Here is a 21,281-nt window from a genome sequence, read left to right on the forward strand (position 1 = left end):
TTTACGCATGAATAGATTAAAAATGTTATTGTTTATCAATAGGTTATTTATTTTTGATTTGAGATAATAGGTTTGGGAAACGCGCATGCGCATTTTTCCAGATGGTATATTTAGAAGAATGCTGATAAGTTCTTTACATACTGATAGTTAACTGTGCGCGTTTTCATTGGTCCAACGAGGTAAACGCGCATGCGCACGAATAAAATGTTAGCGCCCTAGATCGTTCGAATTAGTAAGGAAGTGAAATTGAAATGAGAAAACCCAGAATATTCATAGCTTCAGCGGTTGAAAGCCTTGATGTTGCAGATGCATTCAATGTAAACCTGGATCACCAAGCTGAAGTGACAGTTTGGAAGCATGGCTTTAATCTCTCACAAAATACTATTGATTCGTTAGTGAAGATGGCAGAGTCAGTTGATTTCGCTATTTTCATATTTACACCAGATGATATTGCGCAAATCCGAGATCAACAAAAGCATATTGTAAGAGATAACGTAGTGTTTGAGCTTGGCCTCTTTGTTGGGACTTTAGGAAAAGAAAGGTGTTTTATTGTTAAGCCCAGAGATACAGATCTCCACTTTCCAACAGACCTTCTAGGTCTTACTCCAGCGGATTACAATGGAGAAAGATCCGATGGAAACCTAGAAGCAGCTGTTAATCATCCTTGCGTACTAATTAAAAAGGAAGTTGCGAATTTGGGCTTACTTTCTCAAGAATTAGAAATTCAAAAGAAAGCGCGAAGAAAAGTAGGATATAACTATAAGCTTGGTGATGTAGAACATCGCTTATTAGCTAAAGTTCTAGAAAGTTATGCTCGCTCTCCAGATGGAGTATCTGTTTGGAGTACATTCAATGATTTAAAAGATATTGAGCAGGGTATTTTGAGCTTAGCAGCAATAAAGCTAGAGAGAGTGGGCTTTCTTGATAAGAATATTGCAATAGATCACGAGTATAATGACAGTGAATACTTTGCATTTTCAATAACGGCTGATGGAATCGATTATTTACTAGAAAATGAGGATTTACTTCATAAAGCTAATGAAAAATCAAAAGTACAAGAGCCACCAAGACCTCCAATGCCTCATGAGTTTGAGGAAGAGATTCCTTTCTAAATTCAGCGCTAACAAGCAGCAGCAACGGACTTGAAAAACTGTCACTCGTTTTGCAAAAAGCCGCAAAACAAGCGCCAGTGTTGCAAGCCGCTGTGCTGGGCGTTAGCATGAAGAAAATATTTGAGAGTTGGTTATAAATGTACGAAGTAGATATTTTTGGAAAAACTAAAGAAGGGATGTGTTCAGCATTGTGTGATGCTGTATCTTTTACAGAGAACTTTGCATCAATCGTTAATGCTGAATATTTGATAACGGCCAATGTGGCTCAAAAAATAAGTGAGTTGGGGCCACTTAAGGGACCTGCACAAATATCAACCTATCTAGAGATATCGACTAAAGACTTTGCGTCAAAATGTGTACCTTTGATGAAGCAACCTATGGTGAAAAAGTTTAGCGATCTTCATAAAAAAACGGTATTCAGGAACCCCAAAAATACTGAAAGAAATGGACGAATAGATATTGCAGTTCTTAAGCAAGGTACGTTGGAAAATACTCCTATATGCGCAATCGAACTCAAAGGTTTTAATCCCTCAAAAAACCTAGTCATTAAAGACCTAAAGCGAAATTTAGATTATTTTAAACTCTATTGCAGTACGGGGAAGTCGCAAATTGAATTCACTCAATTTTGCGCAATCTACCCATTTTTAAAGTCAATTTTAAAATCAGATATTCCTAAAAATATTGAAGTAATTACAGCAAAATATCAAAGTTATCTATCAGCTCTTTCGATACCATCCGATGTCGAGTTTGATATCAAAGTGTTTACTGCAAGCGAACATTTGCTCAATGGCGATGAGTCAGATGATGAGTATGATTCTATTTCACATGAACTACACCATCATGTTGGGGTTATCATTATTTTTAGGTGGAAGAGCCAGTCTTAATTCATGCTAACAAACGCTTTAAGACGGATTCGCAACGCGGGGCATTTTTATAATGCGGTGATTTTAGTGATTAAGGGAATAAATCGCTGACACCCACCACTAATTTGCACCTTCATGAGATAGCGCCTAAGCTTTAGCTCTGTAGTCAATGGATTGAGGAAACCAAGCGATGGCGACTGCCCGTAAAAGACAAATCAGTTTAACCGACACTAAATATTATCACTGTATCTCCCGTTGCGTCAGGCGCGCATTTCTCTGTGGCGAAGATAAATTTACCGGAAAATCATATGAACACCGCAGGGATTGGGTTGAAGAAAAGCTCTTGATGTTGGCTTCCGTATTTTGCATCGATGTTTGTGCTTATGCCGTGATGAGTAATCATACTCACATTGTTTTATATGTTGATGACAAAAAGGCTAAACGTCTGTCCGATAAAGCTATTGTGATACGATGGCATAAGTTGTTTAAAGGTAACTGGGTCACCCGTAAGCTTACTGAAGGTGAGTCAATCAGTGAATCGGAGCAGTTGATATTAGATGAACTGGTTGATAAGTACAGAGAAAGACTAGCCGATATTAGCTGGTTCATGCGAGCACTTAACGAAGACATCGCCCGCCGAGCAAATAAAGAAGATAATTGTACAGGTCGGTTTTGGGAAGGACGATTTAAATCCCAAGCATTACTGGACGAGGCTGCATTGGCCGCTTGCCTCGCTTACGTAGACTTAAATCCCATTAGAGCCAGCATCGCCGCAACGCCTGAAACCTCAGACTACACTAGCATCAAAAAACGCATCGACCATGCAAAACTGGGCAAACAACCAAAAAGCCTACTACGCTTCGCTGGCAGCCCACGAATACACATGCCAAAAGGCCTGCCTTTTGAACTCAAATCCTATATTGAATTAGTTGAACTTACAGGCCAATGTATTCGCGCCGACAAGCGTGGCTATATCTTTGAGTCTCAATCCATTCTTACTCGATTAAATATCGAACCGGAGAACTGGATAAAGCTTACTACGCAATTTTCTCGAGTATTTCATGGTGCAGTGGGCCGAGAACGGACAATAACCGCTTACTGTGAAACACTGCGAAAACGACGACGGACAAACCTAACAAACTGCGAGCGCTTGTTGGCTTAGCAAAACTCACATTCTCAACGCTAGAATTTCATACTGCTGTATTTGCAGAGCGTTGTCGTGCGTGATAATCCTGTTTTAGTGTAGAGATATGCTTGAGTGCTAAAAAATAACCTATTGATGAGCGTTTTTGACCAACGTGATGGAAGTATTTTCATACTTTTTTACTTGGCCTCCTCAGATCGGGTGTTAATGATAGTGGGTGTCAGCGATTTACCGAGCGATTTACCCGGCGATTTATGCCCCATTTATTTAATGTAATTAACTGTAACTTGGTGTAATGGTCTGTTTGGCGCTGGTTGACTATTATAGATTTTAATTTAACGAGCTAATGAATAACATGCTCTACAACACAAGGAAAATGATTATGAATGATATGACAGACGTAAATCAGTTCATCAGAAAGAGATTCTCTACAAACTTATTTCTAGCATCGAGTGGCACCCCATCAGCGCAAGAATTAGCAGATGCAATAAATGCAAATAACGCTATTTTGAACTATTGCAATGGCATTCTTAATACAAAAATTCCAGTGTTGCCAGACAATCCAGAATGGTATCAAAATTTTCAGAAGTCTTTTGCATCAGCTAAAATACATGCGCTAGATTGGTTTAATGTTGTTGCATATGAACTAAAAGAAATTCCTCAAAGTATTGTTAGTTATGGCTTCATTTTTAAGAGAAAAATGAAAACGATAAATGACGCGTTGGACATACTTGTAGATAACCCTAAGGATAAAGAAGCAAAGGAACAGCTTACAAGGAATATTGAAAACTTGATTGACAGCCTAAACGATTTTGTAGAAATTTCGCAGGGTTTTCATGTGAAGCTACAAAATTTTGAGAAGAATATGGAGTCGGATAACTTAGCCATGAAAGGCGCTATTGTTGAAGCTGAAAAACAGAAAGAGTACGACGAAAAACAGGTTCAATCATTATTAAAAGACATCGAAGAGTTGGAGAAAGAAATAGAAAGTAAAAATCAAATAATAGCAGGTGCTGGAATAGGGGCTGGTGTATCATTTTTCGCAGGTGCTGTGATAGGAATCTTTACATTCGGTTTGGGTATAGCATTCGGTATAATTGGGGCCGTTGCAGGCATTGCAACGATAATTGTTGAACAGGCTCAAATAAAAGTTCTGCAACTGAAAATTAAATCCAAAACAAGTGAGATGGATGATTACAATAGTTCTATTGCTGCACTAAAAATACTGTCACAAAATCTTTCAAAACTAACTGCATTAGCAAAACCCGCTAGCACCCAAATTAAAATGATCGAAGATGTGTGGGATACGTTGATTGATGAGTTAAAGCAGGTTGTTTCAGACTTAAAAAGCGGCCAGTATGATTTGGACCAAAGTAAGTACAAAGAGCTGCGCAATGACTTACAGATGGCAGATGACGATTGGTTGACTGTGAGTGAATCTGCTAAAATATTGGCAGATGTAGAGTACTTTTCAGCAAAACCGAAAGAGGCAGTAATAGAGCTCGCCGACGCAGGTTAGTTTGTATAGTTAAGACTGTTCACCTTCAAAATAATGATGAAGAATTAGGATCAAGCCAAGGCTTGATCCTACTCTCGCTTAGTGTTGTGGCTGTGGTGGGAAGTTAGCCAGCAACTCCGAAATGGTTTTGTTAATTGACGCTGTTCTTTGATCTGGTGATTGGTTGCTACGTAAGCGACCTTCTTTTGCACCGCGCCAAACTAGCTGATTAGATGCTTTGTCTATCATATCGAGTACTAGCGTACCTACTTCATATTCACGTGTTGTGGTCTGTGTTTGCCAGCCAATACCCCAGTAATTCCAACGCGCGCCATACGTGGTGTGAAGCGAGTCAGATTCAATTTTTGTATCAACTGATGCGTGATAGTTAACCAGTAAGTCAGCCGATTGCGGATCGGTGAGGGTGAAACCTTGTTTGCTCATTTCGTTTTGAATTGCACTGCGGATCCGCTTTTCCATTAAGTCATTGACTTGGTATTCACGACCATTATTTTTTAGGTCCGCTTCAGGTGACCAAGCATAGGTTTTGTAGTTAGCGAATTGTACAGACTTATCATAATCCCAATCAGGGGTTTTGGCGCAGGCCGCTAACATCAGCACCAAAGTGGCGATAACAATATTCTTAAACATGTGTCTTTACTCCTTAGTCGGATGTCTGCTCTACCTTAACGTGTTAAGGCGTTAAATGGTAGAGACAAGCACCCTTTAATAATTGTATCTAAGACATTAACTTGAGATTAATGTTCCACTTCTATCCAGTCTTTTTCATCCACCCAGTTTTGGCTACCTTGTGCGACACTGCGGATCGGCACCAAGTAGTCACAGCTGATCTGTGGTTTCACCGATGCAAAAATTGGTACAAACCCAAAGCTTAGTGCGGTTTCGATAATGGCCTTTTGGTTTTGTGGGTCGATATCCGCAGCTTCATCGATGTAAATTGGGATACGATACATTGCTTGCTCTTGATCAGATAATAGATAGCGGATAAATAGCATGCCACATAAAAGCTTGATGGTGATCCGCGTACCGTTTGAGCCGGCCGAGTCAATTTTATCAAAGTGCTCGGTTTCACCCGCGCGGTTGACCACTTCAAAGCGAATGTCAAAGAGATCGGTTAACGTCAATCCCGCTTTATCACTTGCTAGTTTGATGATGTGATCTTTCGCCTCATTAACAGACTTTTCTGAGCTAGGCTGCTCACTCAGTAAGTCTAGGCTTTCGCCTTTTTCATATAAATCTGAAGTGCTGATAATGGTATCTATGCTATCGATAAGCATCTTACGAGGGATGACATTGATTTTGAATGCCTGCAAGTTAGAGATACGATGCTGGCTTATGCCTTTGTTAAAGCTGTTCATCTCTCGGCGTAAGCGGTCTAAGTCTTGACGCAATCCTTTAATGGTTGCGGCCACTTCAGTGAGCGCCACTCGTGCTTGTTTATCGACGGCATCTCGTTCGTTATCTAAGTTATGATACGCGCTGATCAGCTTTTGATACTTAATAGTAACGTCTGACTCGTTTTCAAACTTAGTGATCCCAGCATTGTAGATATGCAAATAGGTATTACGCACATTAACGTCTAAGTTTCGAAGCTCATTACAGTCTTTATTAAACTGGTGGATCACTTCAGACAGGTTATCAAAATCTAGATTAATGTCGATTTCGTACGGTGCCAGCTTACCCGAATATAGGTCTAGTGTGTGATCGATACGTTCTGACTTCACTTGCTTTAGGCGGTCGGCTTGGCGTACCAATAAGTCTTGCTTGCTTTTAATGATAGAGCGGCGGTCTGAAATCGAACCGGCATTACGTTGAATATCATGCAAATATTCATCAACTTGCTCTCGTTCCATCTCTAGCTGCTCTTTTAGTGCTTGTTGAGCATCGACCGATTGCAACATGGTTTGATATTGCTCAAAGCGTTTCATGGCCGCTTCGGTAGCCATGAGTTCATCATAAAGCGCATCACGTTCTTTTTGTTTTTCAGCGACGTTTGCAGCGACTTCACGCTGCTGCTTTAAGTCGTTAAGCGACTGTTGTAGTGACTCCAGCTGTGCTTGCAGTTGGGCTTTGTTCTCACCGCTTTGCATATGTACTGGACTCAGTTTTTTCAACTTAACGGTAGCGCCAGGTACTTTAAGCTCACCGCCTTGAACTGACTTAGATAGGGACTCCAAAAATGCGCCAAAGGCATCTTCGTCGGTGATATCAATTTCACCTTGAGAGGTGGTTGAAAACGATAATAAATCTGGATTCAAGATCCGTGAGATCTCTTCCACTTCTTTTAAAGAAAGATCTTCACGCATACGAGTAAACAGGTTGAACTCAAGGTTCTTGAGTTGCAGTTTTAAACTCTTAATCTGCTTTTGCGTTTCGTTGATGCGAAAATCAAGGGTATGGAGACTTTGCCCTTGTGCACTATTAATAGAGAAGGAAAGTTGCTCATATTCCTTTTTCAACAGCGTTAAATTGGTTTTAAGCGTTGCATGATTAGTCAGTTCAAATTCACGCTTTAACGCGTGGAAATCGGTAAACCATTGCTCGATTTGGGTTTGCTTACGCTCGATATCGCGAGACTGTTGGACGTACAGCTGCTGCTTAGACTCAAATTCGCGCTTTTCGGCTTCGATGTCTTCTAGCTGTGTTGCCAGCTCTGCAATTTGCTCGTTGTGATAGTTATCATATTCAACCAAAGCTAAATCGAGTTTCGGTGCGTAAGCCGCCAGTTTACCTTTTAATACCGCCTCATTTTCAAGCATTTTCTCAAGGGCTGAAATTGGCTCTTGCATTGACTCCAGCGCATTTAGTTCACGACGCGCACGGTTGACCTTATCAAAAGCGCGACGCCAGACTTCATAAAAGTCGACTTTCGAGTTCGACATATGACGTTCAAACACCTTGAGCATAAAGCGTTTTACGTCTTGCGCGCCGAGTTTATGCAGATTCAGAATACGACGGAATATTTCTTTGTATACAGGCGCATCTTGGACATTATTCAGTGGGATCATCTTCAGGTTGATATCGCCATCAAATGGTGTGGCGCCACCTGTGAGTAGGGCATTAAGCTCTTGTGCTTTTAGTTCTACAGGCTTAAGTTGTTTTTCCTGTAAGTGATTAAATAGCTTAGTGTACTTGATGATACTTTTCCCTTCGGTGTAATCATCAAGATTGAGTTTGCCTTGATAGCAAAAAAACTGATGCGCATAACCGGCAATTTTACCCAGCCCCGCAACGCCAATGACCACATCGCCGTGGGGGAGGTTGGCTTCAAGCAAAATATAGGATTGATCAGAAGAGAAGTAGAACTTACGTGTTTCTTCTAAATCGTGTCCATCCCATTCAGTCAGTCTTAAATCGTTGATAAGTGGAAACTGCAGCGCATTGATCACCGAGCTTTTACCGGTGTTATTCGGAGCGCAGATAGACGCGCTTTTATCCAGAGGAATGACACACTTAGCGTATCCGGCGGTATTTAATAATGCTAGTTTACTTAAGCCGTACAACTGCTCGCTCATAGCTCGTCCTCAATATCATATTGTTCTTCGTTTACTTCCATTAGCGCGTCAATGTAGCGATAAATTGGTGCAAGTAGCATAAAGCCTTGTTCAACCTCACGGGCTAGACCCAATCTCACCATACGTAAAAACACGTCTTTTCTGAGATCTGAGCCCGAAAAAATCTCCAACTGGTCAAAAAGATGCTTATTGAGCTGCACTATGGTTTGCATTAGCTCTAAATCGCAGCTTTCATCAAATAGTACGCGAAGCGGATCTTTACCTTGGTTGGCATAGTGCTCAATCAAAATATAAATGGTTAAGGCAATCGCGCGGGAAATTTTCCCCATATTTGGCGTACTTTCATCGCTTGCCAAATAATAAAAGCCACGGGCATCGTGCTGTAAGTCATGGCCTAAAGCTGAAAATAGCGCTTGATAGCTATCAATTTGCTGATCTAATTCTTGCCAAAGGGTCGTGTCTTGCTCACTGATATGATACCCGCTCACCAGTTTTTTATTGATGGCTTGGAGCTCGTTGAGCATATCTAAGTTAATTGTCGTCATAATGCTAATCTTGTTTTGCTTTGGCACTAAATGGATATAAGGAGAAGGTATGCGATGCGATAGTGATCTTACTCTTTTGTTGCTCTTGGCTAAGTGCCAAGTCAGATTCGTTGATCAGCTTTTGATAAAGAAACAGCATTTCGTCTGCTTCAAGATCAGGGTAGCTATCGCTTAAAAAGCCTAATAGTGCCTGGCGCTTTTTACCGGTTTGTTGAAATCTCGTTTTTACCGAGTTGTAATCTGGAATGTAAGGGCTTTGATAAGCTGGTACATCGTCTTGATCGGGCAGCTGATATTCTTCATGTTCAAACTCAACGAGACTTGCCATATAAGCGACCATGTGACGCTTTTGCCCAAGGTTAAAACGTTGAATGTCTGACACAAATTCTGGTTGAACTGGTGAGAGTAAACGGTCAACGCCGCGCTTTCTAATTTGTCCAAGGACTTTAGAGGCTTGCCGTGTAATGAGTGTATTGCGGCGCAGTTCTTCACGTAACGGCATGAGGAGATCGGCACTGCGGCTTAAGCTTTCTCTACCAATGAGGTGCATATCTAAAATACGTGTTCTGAGCTGCTCCAGCATACGTTTGTCTGCAGCGCCACGGCCTAACTGTTCAATCTCGTCAATTTGCTCACTGACCTGAAGCTCTATTTGATCAAAGCAGCGTTGGAAAGGGCCGTGAATATCGACCATTTCCAGCATAGGTTCGATATATTCGTCAAACGCTTCCAATACCGCTTTATATCTCATGCCAAGAGACAGCGTTGAGGTGTCTGATTTGGCTTGCTCCACGAGGTTCATGATAGCGCTTTCGTTATGCTCGAACAGCTTAACAATTTTACGAACGCGTTCGTCCATAATGCGGCTAAAACGGCGTAGCTCAGAGTAGTCAGCCTCTTCACCGGCTTGTGCGATGCGATTACCTAATCTTTCTAAGTCTTTTACCAGCACCGTGATCTCTTCCGCTAAACCAAGGCTTTCTTCTTGCAAGAGGAAGCTGGCAAAGTCAGCGATTGCACGGTTGATCTCTAACTGTGAGGACTTAGCTAAAGGAATAATAATTTCTTGCTGGAGTAATCGATTGGTTTCTTTATAAATTCGTTCACTCGACCAGCTTGGGTTTTTCTGTTTTAAGATGTTTTGTACATCTTTTAGACTGAAATCAGCGAGCTTAAATCGTTTAAAAAGTAGCTCCAACACATTCCAGTGCTCATTTATCGTATTTAATAATTTTTTAGCTGGGATCATAACTTTCCAAGGTATAGTAGCTAGGCTACATCACAACTTCATCAATTTGTCACAAAATGTTTATCGTACGTAGCATGGGGACTGTGATGGTGCTAGAATCCGCCGCGAAAACGAACCCACCCCTTGTTACATTTAATTACAGGTTGTTTGCGCATTATGGTCACGCCCATTATTCTAACCCTGATCGCCATCGCTTTTATACTCATCGTTATAGAAGATATTATTCACGTAAACAAGGCCAAAACAACGCTTTTTTTTGGCACTTTATGTTGGATTATCGCCTTTATCTCTCCGATTAATGGCCAAAGCCCAGAAATTGTACAAATTGAGCTAGACCACAACATTTTGGAAATCGCAACTTTATGGTTGTTTTTAATGGCTGCAATGACATTTGTTGCCTATTTGAACTCAAAAGGATTCATCCAAAATATTGTTCATCGGATCATGCCAACCCATATTAGCGAACGCAAGCTAATGTTTTTGGTTGGTGCTTTTGCATTCATATTTTCATCCATCTCGGATAATATTACTGCGACGCTTATTTCATTAGCTGTTGTCATGTCTTTGAAACTTGACCCGAAAAAGTTAATAAAATATGCGACGTTAATTATCTTCAGTGTCAATTCGGGCGGCGTATCATTGATCACCGGTGATGTAACCACCTTGATGATATTTTTGGCCGATAAAGTCACGATCCCAGACCTTTTATTGCTGATCATGCCGTCGATGTTGAGTGTATTTGTGTTAGCAGCCATGCTTTCTATTGGTATGAATGAAAAAATTACCTTTGAAAAGGCTGAATTACGCAGAATTGAAAAGACCGATATCACCATTGCGCTCATCTTCTTATCAACCATTTTTGCTACGTTATTCTTAAGCGTGCAATACCATGTACCGCCGATGCTGACTTTCTTATTTGGCTTGTCTTTGATGTTCTTAATGGCGCAATTCTTGATGCGCAAGAAGGACGTCAATAAGAAAATCATCGACTATATCCGTGAAATTGAATACGACACGTTATTGTTCTTTGTGGGTGTGCTGTTATTAGTTGGAGCGTTGAAAGAGGTCGGTGTACTGTCTAAGTTTACCGATTTATACCTGCATCTTGCACCGGAATACGCAAACTACTTGGTCGGTTTAATGAGTGCGGCGGTAGATAACGTGCCTTTGACGGCTGCGCTATTAAAAGCAGACATTACGATGACTCCAGCGCAATGGCTAACCTTTACTTATGCGACTGGCGTTGGTGGCTCTATGCTCATCATTGGTTCTGCAGCGGGGATCATTGCAATGAGTAAGGTTAAAGCCTTAACCTTCTCAAGCTATCTTAAAATGAGTATCTACCTGCTTATCGCTTATACCATTGGATATAGTGGTGCGTATTTCGCGGGCCAGCTTATTTAAGACTAATGGATTTAATTTTTTTACCGCTTTGGGATAAGTTTTTCATAAATAACTTGACACCTAGACGGCTAAAAGATAATTTTCTTACATCGCCCGCATTGATTGCGGGCTTTTATTTTGCTTTTATTCAGATTAACAAAGGCAAAATAAACAGAAGAGGCGCGATGCTTAGGTAGTTAGTGTGAGGTGACGAGGCCAATGACCACTAGTGAGGGAAGTATTCGCCGAGGAGAAAAGTTGCTCGTCGCAGCGATTCTTCGGTTTACGAGGCTGAATCCTCGGAACTGTCACCGTATTGGTGGAGAGCTTCTGGCAAAGGTCATTTCAAGCATTCGTCTTTCTAGAAATCCCATGCCGAGTTCTCCTTATAAAATTTGACTGTGGTAACAGTCGAGAGGAGAGAAAATGAATTCGCAGTATGTTGTAGCCAAATTTGGCGGTACCAGTGTCGCTGACTTTGAAGCTATGTCTCGTTGTGCTCATATTGTTCGTGACAACCCAAATGTTCGCGTAGTGGTTGTTAGTGCATGTGCTGGCGTAACCAATCACCTTGTCACGCTCACTCAACAAAAAGAAGGTGAAGCCGGGCGCAAAGCAGTTGTGGCAGCGGTTGAAAACATACAGCAAGCGATTATCGATCAAGTATCTTTAGATGCTGATCTTGCTGAGGGTTACAAGCAAACCTTCAGTGAATTTGAAAGCCTTGCGAGTTTACCAGCACTTAGCAGACAGCAATGCGATGAAATGTTGAGTTTTGGCGAGCGTTTTTCTTCTTATTTGTTTACCCAAATACTACGTAATAACCAGGTTCAGGCGTCGCGCTTTGATGTTCGCAAGGTACTTAAAACAGATAATCAATTTGGTAAAGCGAATCCGAATGTCGCAGCGACGCGTGAAGCTGCGCAAACCAATTTGGTCGCGCTACTTGGCGATACAGTGCAAGTGACACAAGGGTTTATTGGTAGTGACCAATACGGTCAGACGACTACGCTTGGTCGTGGCGGTTCTGACTATAGCGCTGCACTGTTGGCTGAGGCAATTGATGCGTCAAGTGTACACATTTGGACCGATGTTGTTGGTATTTTTAGTACTGATCCGCGTTTGTGCGCAAAGGCTAGACCAATTCCTCGTTTGAGTTTTGATGAAGCGGCAGAAATGGCGACATTTGGTGCTAAGGTGTTACATCCCGCAACTATATTGCCAGCTAGTCGTAAAGGTATTTCAGTATTTGTTGGTTCAAGTCGTGACCCGCAAGCGGGCGGCACCTGGATTGAAAAAGAGAAAACGGCGCAAGCAGGCATTCGCGCTGTGACACAACGTAAAAACCAAATACTATTGACGCTAAAGAGCCCAGAAATGCTCCTTGCTAGCGGCTTTTTGGCTCGTATCTTCACCATTTTAAGTAATTACAATATATCGGTTGACTTAGTAACGACTTCGGAAATTAGTGTCGCGCTTACACTAGATAATGCGCCGAATGCTTCTCGGCCAGAGTTAGAACAAGCTTGTTTGGATGAACTTGGCGAGTTTTGTCATGTGACCGTCGAAAATAATCTTACTTTGGTGGCTATGATCGGCTCTGAAATTCAGTTGAAGAAGTGCCAACTTAACCTGATGGATGTGTTGTCAGAGTTTAATATTCGACTAATATGCCATGGTGCGAGCAAGCACAACTTGTGCTTTTTGGTTGAACAACATGAGTCAGATCAGGTCGTACAGTCAATTCATGCAAAATTACTAGAGGTTGCGTAAGTAGCTCCGTTGCCTGTGTTGCACTAATAAAAAAGTTGCATTATTGAGTTTGGGGTGGCACTTTGTTGATAACGTTTAGGGTTTGTTGACCTTTAAGTTTGTTTATCCCTAGGAGTGCCATCATGAATTATAAAGACGTCTACGAGTTTTGGTTTGTTGAATGCACAGAAGTTGACTGGTGGAAGAAGTCTGCGGACTTTGATCGCATAATAAAAAATCGCTTCGGTATTTTGCACCAAATGGCGTATCAAGGTGAGCTTTCGAGTTGGAGAGCGACACCACTTGGCGCGCTGTGCGAAATCATTATCTTAGATCAGTTTTCACGGAATATATTCAGAGACACTCCAGAGGCATTTGCCAGTGACCCTCTGGCGCTATGCCTCACTCAGCATGCCATTGAAAAGGGCTATCACCGCCAGCTAAACGACACTGAATTGATGTTTTTATACCTACCCATGATGCATAGTGAAAGTCGCATCATCCATCGCGCTGCAGATCATTATTTTCGTGACCTGCCTAATTATGATTTTGAAGTCGCGCATAAAAAAATTATCGATAGATTTGGTCGTTATCCCCATCGAAATGAAATACTCAATCGTGATTCAACAGAAGAAGAAATGGACTTTCTAGAGACCCCCAACTCGAGTTTCTAAGGTGTACCGAGAACCTCTCGCATTTTCAGCGGAAGTACGTATAATCGGCCGTCTACAAAAATAATGATTGATTACAGACATGGCTCATACGCGCGATGGATTTCAAAGCCGACTTGGCTTTGTGTTGGCAGCAGCAGGTGCGGCTGTTGGACTTGGCAACATTTGGGGATTTCCCACACAAGCTGCAAATCACGGTGGCGGTGCATTTTTACTGGTTTATTTTGCGGTGATTTTCTTACTCGCATTGCCTGCTCTTTACACCGAATTGTATTTAGGCCATCAGGCACAAGCAAATCCAGTCAAAGCACTTAAAACAGCCTGGCGTGAGCGCAATCCGAAAATAGGTGCTGCAGCGGGGTATATCGGCCTTGCTGGCGCTATCGTGATGCTAAGCTTTTACTCCATTGTGGCTGGATGGATGCTATCTCATGCACTTGATCCTCTTGCGCAAATGGCTGAATTAGATGTCGCACACCAGTTTCTGAGCGGTGACTCGATGCTTAGAAACTTTATCTTTACACCACTGATGTTAATTTTGACTGCGAGCATTATTCTCAAAGGGGTAAAGTCAGGCATAGAAGCCTGGTCGCGCAGACTTATGCCGTTGTTACTGGTATTACTGCTTTGCCTTATTGGTTATATGGCGACATTAGACGGCGCAGCAGAAGGGTTTAGAACGTATTTAGTTCCGGACTTTTCAAAAATTAGCGATCCTGATTTGATCATCGCGGCGATGGGGCAAGCGTTCTTTTCGTTGTCGTTAGGTGTGGGCTGCATGATGATTTATGGCTCGTACTTAAAACCGAATGAAAATCTACCTAAGCTTACATTTAGTGTTGCAATGCTAGATACCAGTGTCGCATTTTTGGCCGGTTTACTTATTATCCCTGCAATATTCGTTGCGCAGCAAAATGGTGTTCAAGTATTTCAAGACGGCAAATTAATCGGTGAAGGCCGGTTGATTTTTGCCATTTTACCTGAGCTGTTTGCTAATATGGGTGAAGTGGGGCTATTAGTAAGCCTGACTTTCTTTGTACTTATGTCGATTGCGTCAGTAACTTCTACCATTTCTTCAACAGAAATTCCGGTGTCGTTTTTAGTTGAAAATCATGGCTTTAATCGTAAGCAAGCGACCTGGTTGGTTACGTTGGTTATCTTATTAGCATCAAGCACGATTATTCTAAACTTTGATTGGCTGTTCGAGTTGGTGATCAGTCTATTCACGCAATATCAGCTACCATTGATGGGACTGTTCTACTTTATTACTGTTGGTTGGGTTTGGAAGCGCGGTAATCAGCTCCACTTAGAATCCCGTGGTGCACATTACTGGTTTGCTCAGTACGTTAGATTTGTTTGTCCAATCTTAATGACCGCGGTATTTATTAACGTAGCACTGGCAAAGTAGTGGCGATTTTTTAAAAACGGGAAGCTTTCGCTTCCCGTTTTGATTTTGAGAACAAGGCTCAGAAATCACGTGGGGAAACGAACTCCCCAGCTTGAATGCTCTCATAAGTTCGCTGCGCCAATGAATCTAAATTGGCTAAATCTTTTCCCATTGAAGCCAGTTGGTTTGTCACTGGAATAATATCGATATCTTCAACCCCAGAAAGTTGAGCTACCCTAGCAAAAGTATATGCGTGCTTATACTTTTCGTGTTTGTAAAAGATACTGACCAGAGATGAATAGACTTCTGGGTTAGGGGTATGGCCTCTCTTGTTTAGCTCTAATACACGGTAGAGAATATCGACGGTTTTATCGTCATCTACTTTGGCGTAAAACTCTGCGAGGAAAAGCTGAATTTCGGGATCGTTTTGAACTCTAGGGTCATCCTGCATGTTCAGTAGCTTGTTCATTGCTGTGCTATCACTGTTACGAGACCAATGATAATAAAGTAGGCCTGGGTGGTTACTGCCTTTTGTTTCATTGTAAATACGTGTCATTTCTTTTAGTGCAGTGAGATGACCTTCCACTCGTGAAGTGGTTTTTTCCTTTAACTTGATGTGCTCAATTTTGGCGGCGCGAGAAACACATCGGTTGTAGCTTTCTAAATTCTGCAACAAGTCATATTTGTTTTCGTCCGTCGGTGACTTGTATTCGTGATAGCGCGCGTAGATTAGCAACGCACGTTCGTCTTTACAGTGACTGTCTTTATTCAAGTCTTCACAAAAACCAGGCGTTTCGCTACACACTTGGTTCAAGGTTAGGGTGTCGTCGCAACCAGCAAGTAGTAACGCTGCAAAAACTAGCGACTTTTTAAACGCCATAGTTTGACCTCAATGATTTTTTATAATTATAGGGGGTTACGCCCGAATAAACAGGGTAGAGCTAATAGTTTATCAGTTTAACGCAATGAATTGTTCGGTAACAGTGGAGAATCACGGCAGTTTAAATTAGAATAGCCGTGCCCATTCGGGCTATCCGTTCAAAGAAAATTGTTTATTAGGCAGAAAAAATGACCTTATCTCACGAGCAAGAATATCAAAACAGCTGGCAAGAGCGTCAAGATTATGCAGAAAGCATGCAACCCCTAATCGGTCGTCTATACCGTAATAAAGGCGTTGAAATCTCTGTATACGGTCGTCCTCTTGTAAGCGCAAGCACCATTGATGTTATCAAAGCACACAAAACAGTAGCACGCTTTGAAGAGCGCAAACTACGTCTTCGTGAAAGCTTTCCATTCTTAGAAGTGATCAGCAAAATGGAATTGGCACCGGGTCGTGTTGACCTTGGTAAGCTAGCTTATGCCTACATTTATAAAAATGCAGGTGAAGGCCGCTCAATCGAAGAGTTTTTAAATGCAGAACTTGCAGAATTACTAAACCAAGGCGCACGTCCAGAACCTCGTGACGTTGTTCTTTATGGTTTTGGTCGCATTGGCCGTTTATTAGCACGCCTACTTATCGAACGTGGCGGCTCTCACGCTGATTTACGCCTACGTGCAATTGTTGTTCGCGGTGGTCGCGATGGTGATCTTGAAAAACGTGCAAGCCTTTTACGCCGTGACTCAATTCATGGTCCTTTCAATGGTTCAATCACAGTAGACCATGAGAAAGGTGCGATTAAAGCAAACGGTAACTACATTCAAGTTATCTACGCAAACTCACCTGAAGAAGTGGATTACACGAAATACGGTATTGAAAATGCACTTATCGTAGACAATACAGGTGTTTGGAAAGACGAAGATGGCTTAGGTAAACACCTTAAGTCAATCGGTGCGTCTAAAGTGCTACTTACAGCGCCTGCTAAAGGCGACATCAAAAACATCGTTTATGGTGTTAACAACGCAGACATTCAATCTGAAGACAAAATTGTATCTGCAGCAAGCTGTACAACTAACGCAATCACACCGGTATTAAAAGCACTTAACGACAAGTTTGGTATTAAGAACGGTCACGTTGAGACGGTTCACTCTTACACTAATGACCAAAATTTGATCGACAACTACCACAAAGCTGAGCGTCGTGGTCGTAGTGCAGCACTAAACATGGTTATCACGTCAACAGGTGCTGCGAAAGCGGTTGCTAAAGCACTGCCAGAGCTTGCTGGTAAACTAACTGGTAACGCAATCCGTGTACCAACACCAAACGTATCAATGGCAATTCTTAACCTAAATCTAGGTAAAGAAACAACCGCTGAAGAGCTAAATGAATTCCTTCGTGAGTCTTCACTTTACTCTGAACTGCGTGACCAGATTGACTACACAGCATCAACAGAAATCGTGTCTACTGACCTTGTGGGTAGCCGTTATGCAGGTGTAGTTGACTCTCAAGCGACTATCGTTGATGGCGACAGAGTAGTGCTTTACGTATGGTACGATAACGAGTTTGGTTACAGCTGCCAAGTTGTACGTGTAATGCAAGACATGGCGGAAGTAAAATTCCCGAGTCTACCTCGCTAACACGAAATTTACGATAAAAAGCCAGCACCAGCTGGCTTTTTTAGTTTTTGAAACAAATTGATTGTGGTAGGCTTGCAGAAATAGGCCAGCTACAATTAGCTAACAAAAAGTTATGTAATTACTTAGCGTGAACAGCAGTGCAGCATTACACCTTTGAAGTTGTAATATTGTTCTTAATGAACGTCAAGCTAAGTATGGTAACAGTGTATTTACACAACAGTTTTTAACTTATTTAGGGAAACCTATGCGCATTACGAGTAATTTCGATAGTGGTAATATCAAGGTGGTAAAAGCAGAATCACCTGCGGATATTCAGCTAGAAATCAATAAAGACAATGAGTCTGACTTTTTTCAATGGTTTCACTTTAGACTTGAGTCTACGCCTTTTTTAGAGCACAAAATTCATATCAACCAACTACTAAACTCAGCATACCCAGAGGGTTGGGATGAGTATCACGCGGTTGCATCTTATGATCGTCAAACTTGGTTCCGTGTGCCAACCCGTTACGAGAATGGCACATTAACTATCGATTTTGAGCCTGAATGTGCTCATACCTACTTTGCTTACTTTGCGCCTTATAGTTATGAGCGTCATTTAGACTTAGTCTACTGGGCTCAAGCCCACGATACATGTGTTGTAGAGACGCTAGGTCAAACGCTTGATGGCCGCGATATGAGTTTGCTCACTATTGGTGAGCCGTCAGATGAGAAGAAAAAGATTTGGATCACGGCGCGCCAGCATCCGGGTGAAACGATGGCTGAATGGTTCGTTGAAGGTCTACTTCACAAACTATTGGATGACGAAGATCCACATGCCGCGGCACTGTTGTCGAAAGCGGTATTTTATGTCGTGCCAAATATGAATCCGGACGGCAGCGTTCGTGGTCACCTGCGTACAAATGCAAAAGGCGTAAACCTAAACCGTGAATGGCAAACGCCAACACTTGAGAACTCACCTGAAGTTTATTATGTATTAAATAAAATGCATGAAACTGGGCTGGATATGTACCTCGATATTCATGGTGATGAAGCACTTCCGTACAACTTCGTTGCGGGTAGTGAAGGTATTCCGAGTTATGATGAACGTCTACAGCGTTTGGAAGAATCTTTCAAGGCGGCACTGTTAACTATCACACCTGAGTTCCAAGATGAATTTGGTTACGACAAAGATGCACCGGGTGAAGCAAATCTTACCGTAGCATCATGTGCTGTTGGTGAAGCATTCAAAGCTTTGGCCTATACCGTTGAAATGCCGTTTAAGGACAATGCAAATCTGCCGGATCCATACTTCGGCTGGTCAGACCGACGTTCATATCAGTTTGGTCAAGATACCTTAGCTGCAATCTTAAATGTTGTTGACGACTTAAGGTAAGTATAAAGACGGGTAATCGCCATTTAGATTACCCGTTTATTTTTGTGGGTTTAAAAGAACAACAAAATAATATTTAAAGCAAATTAATATTAAAAATAAGGTAGAACACCTCAACAGGGTGTAATAACAACAATAAAGGGGAATATTCGTGGATGCGTTAGGCAGCTTATTAGATAGCTTAGATGGAATGTTAGGTGGTTCACCTTGGTTCCCGTATGTACTGTTAGGGGTAGGTTTATTTTTTACAATCTACTTGAAATTTCCACAGATCCGATATTTCAAACACGCTTGTAAAGTCGTGACTGGAAAATTCGATAAGAAAGGCCTTGAAGGGGATACAACCCATTTCCAAGCGCTAGCTACGGCGCTTTCTGGTACGGTTGGTACCGGTAACATTGGTGGGGTAGCATTGGCAATTTCAATTGGTGGACCTGCGGCATTGTTTTGGATGTGGATGACCGCATTTTTTGGTATGACAACCAAGTTTGTGGAAGTGACTTTATCTCATAAATATCGTGTCCAAACTGATGATGGCACAATGGCTGGTGGTCCAATGTACTATATGGATCGCCGCCTAAACATGAAATGGCTAGCGGTTTTATTTGCGATTGCGACCGTAATCAGCTCTTTTGGTACAGGTAGTTTGCCGCAGATCAATAACATTGCTCAAGGCATGGAGGCGACCTTTGGTTTTGCCCCGATGGCGACAGGGGCAGTGCTTTCAGTTTTACTTGCGCTCGTTATTCTTGGCGGTATCAAGCGTATTGCTGCTATCACTTCTCGCGTCGTGCCATTAATGGCTGCGATTTACATTCTCGGTTCATTTGCGGTGATTTTTTATAATATCGAAAATATCGTTCCTTCGTTCCTTTCTGTATTTGAAGATGCCTTTACAGGTTCAGCTGCTGCTGGCGGCTTCTTAGGGGCTTCTTTTGCGTATGCATTCAACCGTGGGGTTAACCGAGGTCTGTTTTCAAACGAAGCGGGTCAAGGTTCAGCACCAATTGCGCACGCTTCGGCAAAAGCCGATGAACCAGTGTCTGAAGGTATGGTTTCAATTCTTGAACCATTTATTGACACAATCATTATTTGTACCTTGACGGGATTGGTTATTTTGTCATCGGGCGTGTGGACTGAAAAGTTCGAAACCCACTTTGAGCGCTCGTCTATGGTTATTCTAGACGGTAAGTATGAGGAGTCGAACCAACAAGATCGAGAAGCACTGTATGCTTACTTGAATGGTAAAAAAGAGCACAATGTCAAGCCTTTCAATGGTGAAATTGAGGTCGTACAGGGTAAAGCGGTTACAGAAAACTTTACCGTTATCCACTCGCGCTCTATTGGTGAGCAAGTGCGTTTTGGTATTACCGAGCGTCACAAGTACACAGGAACAGTGGAAGTGAAAGACGGTTTGCCAACGGACAATAGTATTAGTTTGATTGGGCACTCTCTAGTGCACTCGGCAGAGCTGACAACAAAAGCGTTTACCCGAGGTTATTTAGGTGAAAATGGTAAATACATCGTCTCAATTGGCTTGTTGTTATTCGCATTTTCTACTGCAATTGCATGGTCATACTATGGCGACCGCGCGATGATTTATCTACTTGGTAGCCGCTCGGTTATGCCATATCGCGTATTTTATGTTGCCGGTTTCTTCTGGGCGTCGTTTGCAGACACCACATTGGTATGGAAGTTAGCGGCAGTGGCCATTGTAGTGATGACCTTACCTAACTTATTTGGTATTTTACTACTCAGAAAAGAAATGAAATCTTCGGTTAAAGAATACTGGGAAGATTTCAACAAAGAACACAAACAGTGAGCGAATTTTAATTAAAATTATCTTGTCATTTAAGGACAAGAGTTCGCAAAGGTAGTAGAATAGGGCGCCTCACAGGTGCCCTTTTTTGTATTATGGAGAAGTAACACGATGGCAATAGCACAGTGCCCAAGCTGCGGTAAATCTATTTCCTCCAAACATAAGTCCTGTCCGCATTGTGAAACCAATTTAGCAGACTTTTCTCAAGAAGACAGAGAGAGAGCGGTCTCTAGAAATCGTGTAAAACGTCAGCAATCTGTAATGAATTATTCGTTTATTGCACTGATCCTAGTGCTAGGTGGATTCTTATATATCTATTGGCAGCAGCCTGAACCTAACTCGTTTGAAATGATCGCAAGCAAAAGCGCTATAGGCATTGGTGCGGTTTGGTACTTAATTAATCGAGTCATCCTCGTTATTTTGAAAAAGAAAAAGTAGT

Annotated in this window: 17 protein-coding genes and 1 riboswitch; of the genes, 12 read left to right on the top strand and 5 right to left on the bottom strand. The window is 42.0% G+C overall.

Annotated features, from left to right (window positions below; all coding sequences use genetic code 11):
- Positions 1-251: 251 nt before the first annotated feature.
- The 4 genes from L1D50_RS08135 (at position 252) to L1D50_RS08150 (ending at position 4,638) form a co-directional block, all read left to right on the top strand.
- Entirely contained in the window at positions 252-1,112 is an 861-nt protein-coding gene (locus L1D50_RS08135; protein ID WP_239965850.1) for a nucleotide-binding protein, read from the top strand.
- Between the two features lie 137 nt (positions 1,113-1,249).
- Positions 1,250-1,996 (top strand): hypothetical protein, encoded by a 747-nt coding sequence (locus L1D50_RS08140; RefSeq protein ID WP_239965851.1) that lies wholly within the window; start codon positions 1,250-1,252, stop codon positions 1,994-1,996.
- A 169-nt stretch (positions 1,997-2,165) separates the two neighbouring features.
- Complete coding sequence (locus L1D50_RS08145) at positions 2,166-3,137, top strand: transposase (protein ID WP_239965852.1); 972 nt, start codon at positions 2,166-2,168, stop codon at positions 3,135-3,137.
- Between the two features lie 364 nt (positions 3,138-3,501).
- Entirely contained in the window at positions 3,502-4,638 is a 1,137-nt protein-coding gene (locus L1D50_RS08150; protein ID WP_161568676.1) for an HBL/NHE enterotoxin family protein, read from the top strand.
- Positions 4,639-4,716: 78 nt separating this feature from the next.
- On the opposite strand, the gene L1D50_RS08155 is transcribed toward L1D50_RS08150, so the two are convergent.
- From L1D50_RS08155 to L1D50_RS08170, 4 genes are all read right to left on the bottom strand, one after another.
- Positions 4,717-5,268 (bottom strand): DUF4136 domain-containing protein, encoded by a 552-nt coding sequence (locus L1D50_RS08155; protein ID WP_010371911.1) that lies wholly within the window; start codon positions 5,266-5,268, stop codon positions 4,717-4,719.
- 107 nt (positions 5,269-5,375) lie between these two features.
- On the bottom strand, positions 5,376-8,153 hold the full coding sequence (locus tag L1D50_RS08160) for an ATPase (RefSeq protein ID WP_239965853.1): 2,778 nt from the start codon (positions 8,151-8,153) through the stop codon (positions 5,376-5,378).
- Positions 8,150-8,698, bottom strand: coding sequence for a hypothetical protein (locus L1D50_RS08165; RefSeq protein WP_010371906.1), 549 nt, complete (start codon positions 8,696-8,698; stop codon positions 8,150-8,152). Before L1D50_RS08165 ends, L1D50_RS08160 begins: the two co-directional genes overlap by 4 nt.
- A gap of 4 nt (positions 8,699-8,702) precedes the next feature.
- Positions 8,703-9,947, bottom strand: a complete 1,245-nt coding sequence (locus L1D50_RS08170; RefSeq protein ID WP_128726266.1) for a hypothetical protein — start codon at positions 9,945-9,947, stop codon at positions 8,703-8,705.
- Positions 9,948-10,103: 156 nt separating this feature from the next.
- Here L1D50_RS08170 and nhaD point away from each other — a divergent pair, with 156 nt between their 5' ends.
- From nhaD to L1D50_RS08190, 4 genes are all read left to right on the top strand, one after another.
- Complete coding sequence (gene nhaD / locus L1D50_RS08175) at positions 10,104-11,351, top strand: sodium:proton antiporter NhaD (RefSeq protein ID WP_128726403.1); 1,248 nt, start codon at positions 10,104-10,106, stop codon at positions 11,349-11,351.
- A gap of 146 nt (positions 11,352-11,497) precedes the next feature.
- A riboswitch (Lysine riboswitch) is annotated at positions 11,498-11,668 on the top strand.
- Between the two features lie 88 nt (positions 11,669-11,756).
- Positions 11,757-13,103: a lysine-sensitive aspartokinase 3 gene (gene lysC / locus L1D50_RS08180; protein WP_239965854.1), complete on the top strand. Its 1,347-nt coding sequence runs from the start codon at positions 11,757-11,759 to the stop codon at positions 13,101-13,103.
- Positions 13,104-13,225: 122 nt separating this feature from the next.
- Positions 13,226-13,756 (top strand): DUF924 family protein, encoded by a 531-nt coding sequence (locus L1D50_RS08185; RefSeq protein ID WP_239965855.1) that lies wholly within the window; start codon positions 13,226-13,228, stop codon positions 13,754-13,756.
- Between the two features lie 79 nt (positions 13,757-13,835).
- A complete protein-coding gene (locus L1D50_RS08190) occupies positions 13,836-15,161 on the top strand; it encodes a sodium-dependent transporter (protein WP_138523294.1) in 1,326 nt (441 codons plus the stop codon).
- Between the two features lie 58 nt (positions 15,162-15,219).
- On the opposite strand, the gene L1D50_RS08195 is transcribed toward L1D50_RS08190, so the two are convergent.
- A complete protein-coding gene (locus L1D50_RS08195; protein WP_239965856.1) occupies positions 15,220-16,020 on the bottom strand; it encodes a DUF2989 domain-containing protein in 801 nt (266 codons plus the stop codon).
- A 188-nt stretch (positions 16,021-16,208) separates the two neighbouring features.
- On the opposite strand from L1D50_RS08195, the gene L1D50_RS08200 reads away from it, so the two are divergent.
- From L1D50_RS08200 to L1D50_RS08215, 4 genes are all read left to right on the top strand, one after another.
- A complete protein-coding gene (locus L1D50_RS08200) occupies positions 16,209-17,654 on the top strand; it encodes a glyceraldehyde-3-phosphate dehydrogenase (RefSeq protein WP_128726271.1) in 1,446 nt (481 codons plus the stop codon).
- A gap of 244 nt (positions 17,655-17,898) precedes the next feature.
- A complete protein-coding gene (locus L1D50_RS08205; protein ID WP_128726272.1) occupies positions 17,899-19,026 on the top strand; it encodes a M14-type cytosolic carboxypeptidase in 1,128 nt (375 codons plus the stop codon).
- A 148-nt stretch (positions 19,027-19,174) separates the two neighbouring features.
- Positions 19,175-20,845 carry an AGCS family amino acid carrier protein gene (locus L1D50_RS08210; RefSeq protein ID WP_128726273.1) on the top strand — a complete coding sequence of 557 codons (1,671 nt, stop codon included), beginning with the start codon at positions 19,175-19,177 and terminating at the stop codon, positions 20,843-20,845.
- 108 nt (positions 20,846-20,953) lie between these two features.
- Positions 20,954-21,280, top strand: a complete 327-nt coding sequence (locus tag L1D50_RS08215; RefSeq protein ID WP_138523292.1) for a hypothetical protein — start codon at positions 20,954-20,956, stop codon at positions 21,278-21,280.
- Position 21,281 lies beyond the last annotated feature (1 nt).

The organism is Pseudoalteromonas sp. Isolate6, from assembly GCF_022398435.1.
Lineage (GTDB): Bacteria > Pseudomonadota > Gammaproteobacteria > Enterobacterales > Alteromonadaceae > Pseudoalteromonas > Pseudoalteromonas galatheae.

What these genes read in the sequence shown, in the direction of transcription:
- L1D50_RS08135 (WP_239965850.1), top strand. Translation starts at nt 252, where the DNA reads ATGAGAAAACCCAGAATATTCATAGCTTCAGCGGTTGAAAGCCTTGAT.
- L1D50_RS08140 (WP_239965851.1), top strand. Translation starts at nt 1,250, where the DNA reads ATGTACGAAGTAGATATTTTTGGAAAAACTAAAGAAGGGATGTGTTCA.
- L1D50_RS08145 (WP_239965852.1), top strand. Translation starts at nt 2,166, where the DNA reads ATGGCGACTGCCCGTAAAAGACAAATCAGTTTAACCGACACTAAATAT.
- L1D50_RS08150 (WP_161568676.1), top strand. Translation starts at nt 3,502, where the DNA reads ATGAATGATATGACAGACGTAAATCAGTTCATCAGAAAGAGATTCTCT.
- L1D50_RS08155 (WP_010371911.1), bottom strand. Translation starts at nt 5,268, where the DNA reads ATGTTTAAGAATATTGTTATCGCCACTTTGGTGCTGATGTTAGCGGCC.
- L1D50_RS08160 (WP_239965853.1), bottom strand. Translation starts at nt 8,153, where the DNA reads ATGAGCGAGCAGTTGTACGGCTTAAGTAAACTAGCATTATTAAATACC.
- L1D50_RS08165 (WP_010371906.1), bottom strand. Translation starts at nt 8,698, where the DNA reads ATGACGACAATTAACTTAGATATGCTCAACGAGCTCCAAGCCATCAAT.
- L1D50_RS08170 (WP_128726266.1), bottom strand. Translation starts at nt 9,947, where the DNA reads ATGATCCCAGCTAAAAAATTATTAAATACGATAAATGAGCACTGGAAT.
- nhaD (WP_128726403.1), top strand. Translation starts at nt 10,104, where the DNA reads ATGGTCACGCCCATTATTCTAACCCTGATCGCCATCGCTTTTATACTC.
- lysC (WP_239965854.1), top strand. Translation starts at nt 11,757, where the DNA reads ATGAATTCGCAGTATGTTGTAGCCAAATTTGGCGGTACCAGTGTCGCT.
- L1D50_RS08185 (WP_239965855.1), top strand. Translation starts at nt 13,226, where the DNA reads ATGAATTATAAAGACGTCTACGAGTTTTGGTTTGTTGAATGCACAGAA.
- L1D50_RS08190 (WP_138523294.1), top strand. Translation starts at nt 13,836, where the DNA reads ATGGCTCATACGCGCGATGGATTTCAAAGCCGACTTGGCTTTGTGTTG.
- L1D50_RS08195 (WP_239965856.1), bottom strand. Translation starts at nt 16,020, where the DNA reads ATGGCGTTTAAAAAGTCGCTAGTTTTTGCAGCGTTACTACTTGCTGGT.
- L1D50_RS08200 (WP_128726271.1), top strand. Translation starts at nt 16,209, where the DNA reads ATGACCTTATCTCACGAGCAAGAATATCAAAACAGCTGGCAAGAGCGT.
- L1D50_RS08205 (WP_128726272.1), top strand. Translation starts at nt 17,899, where the DNA reads ATGCGCATTACGAGTAATTTCGATAGTGGTAATATCAAGGTGGTAAAA.
- L1D50_RS08215 (WP_138523292.1), top strand. Translation starts at nt 20,954, where the DNA reads ATGGCAATAGCACAGTGCCCAAGCTGCGGTAAATCTATTTCCTCCAAA.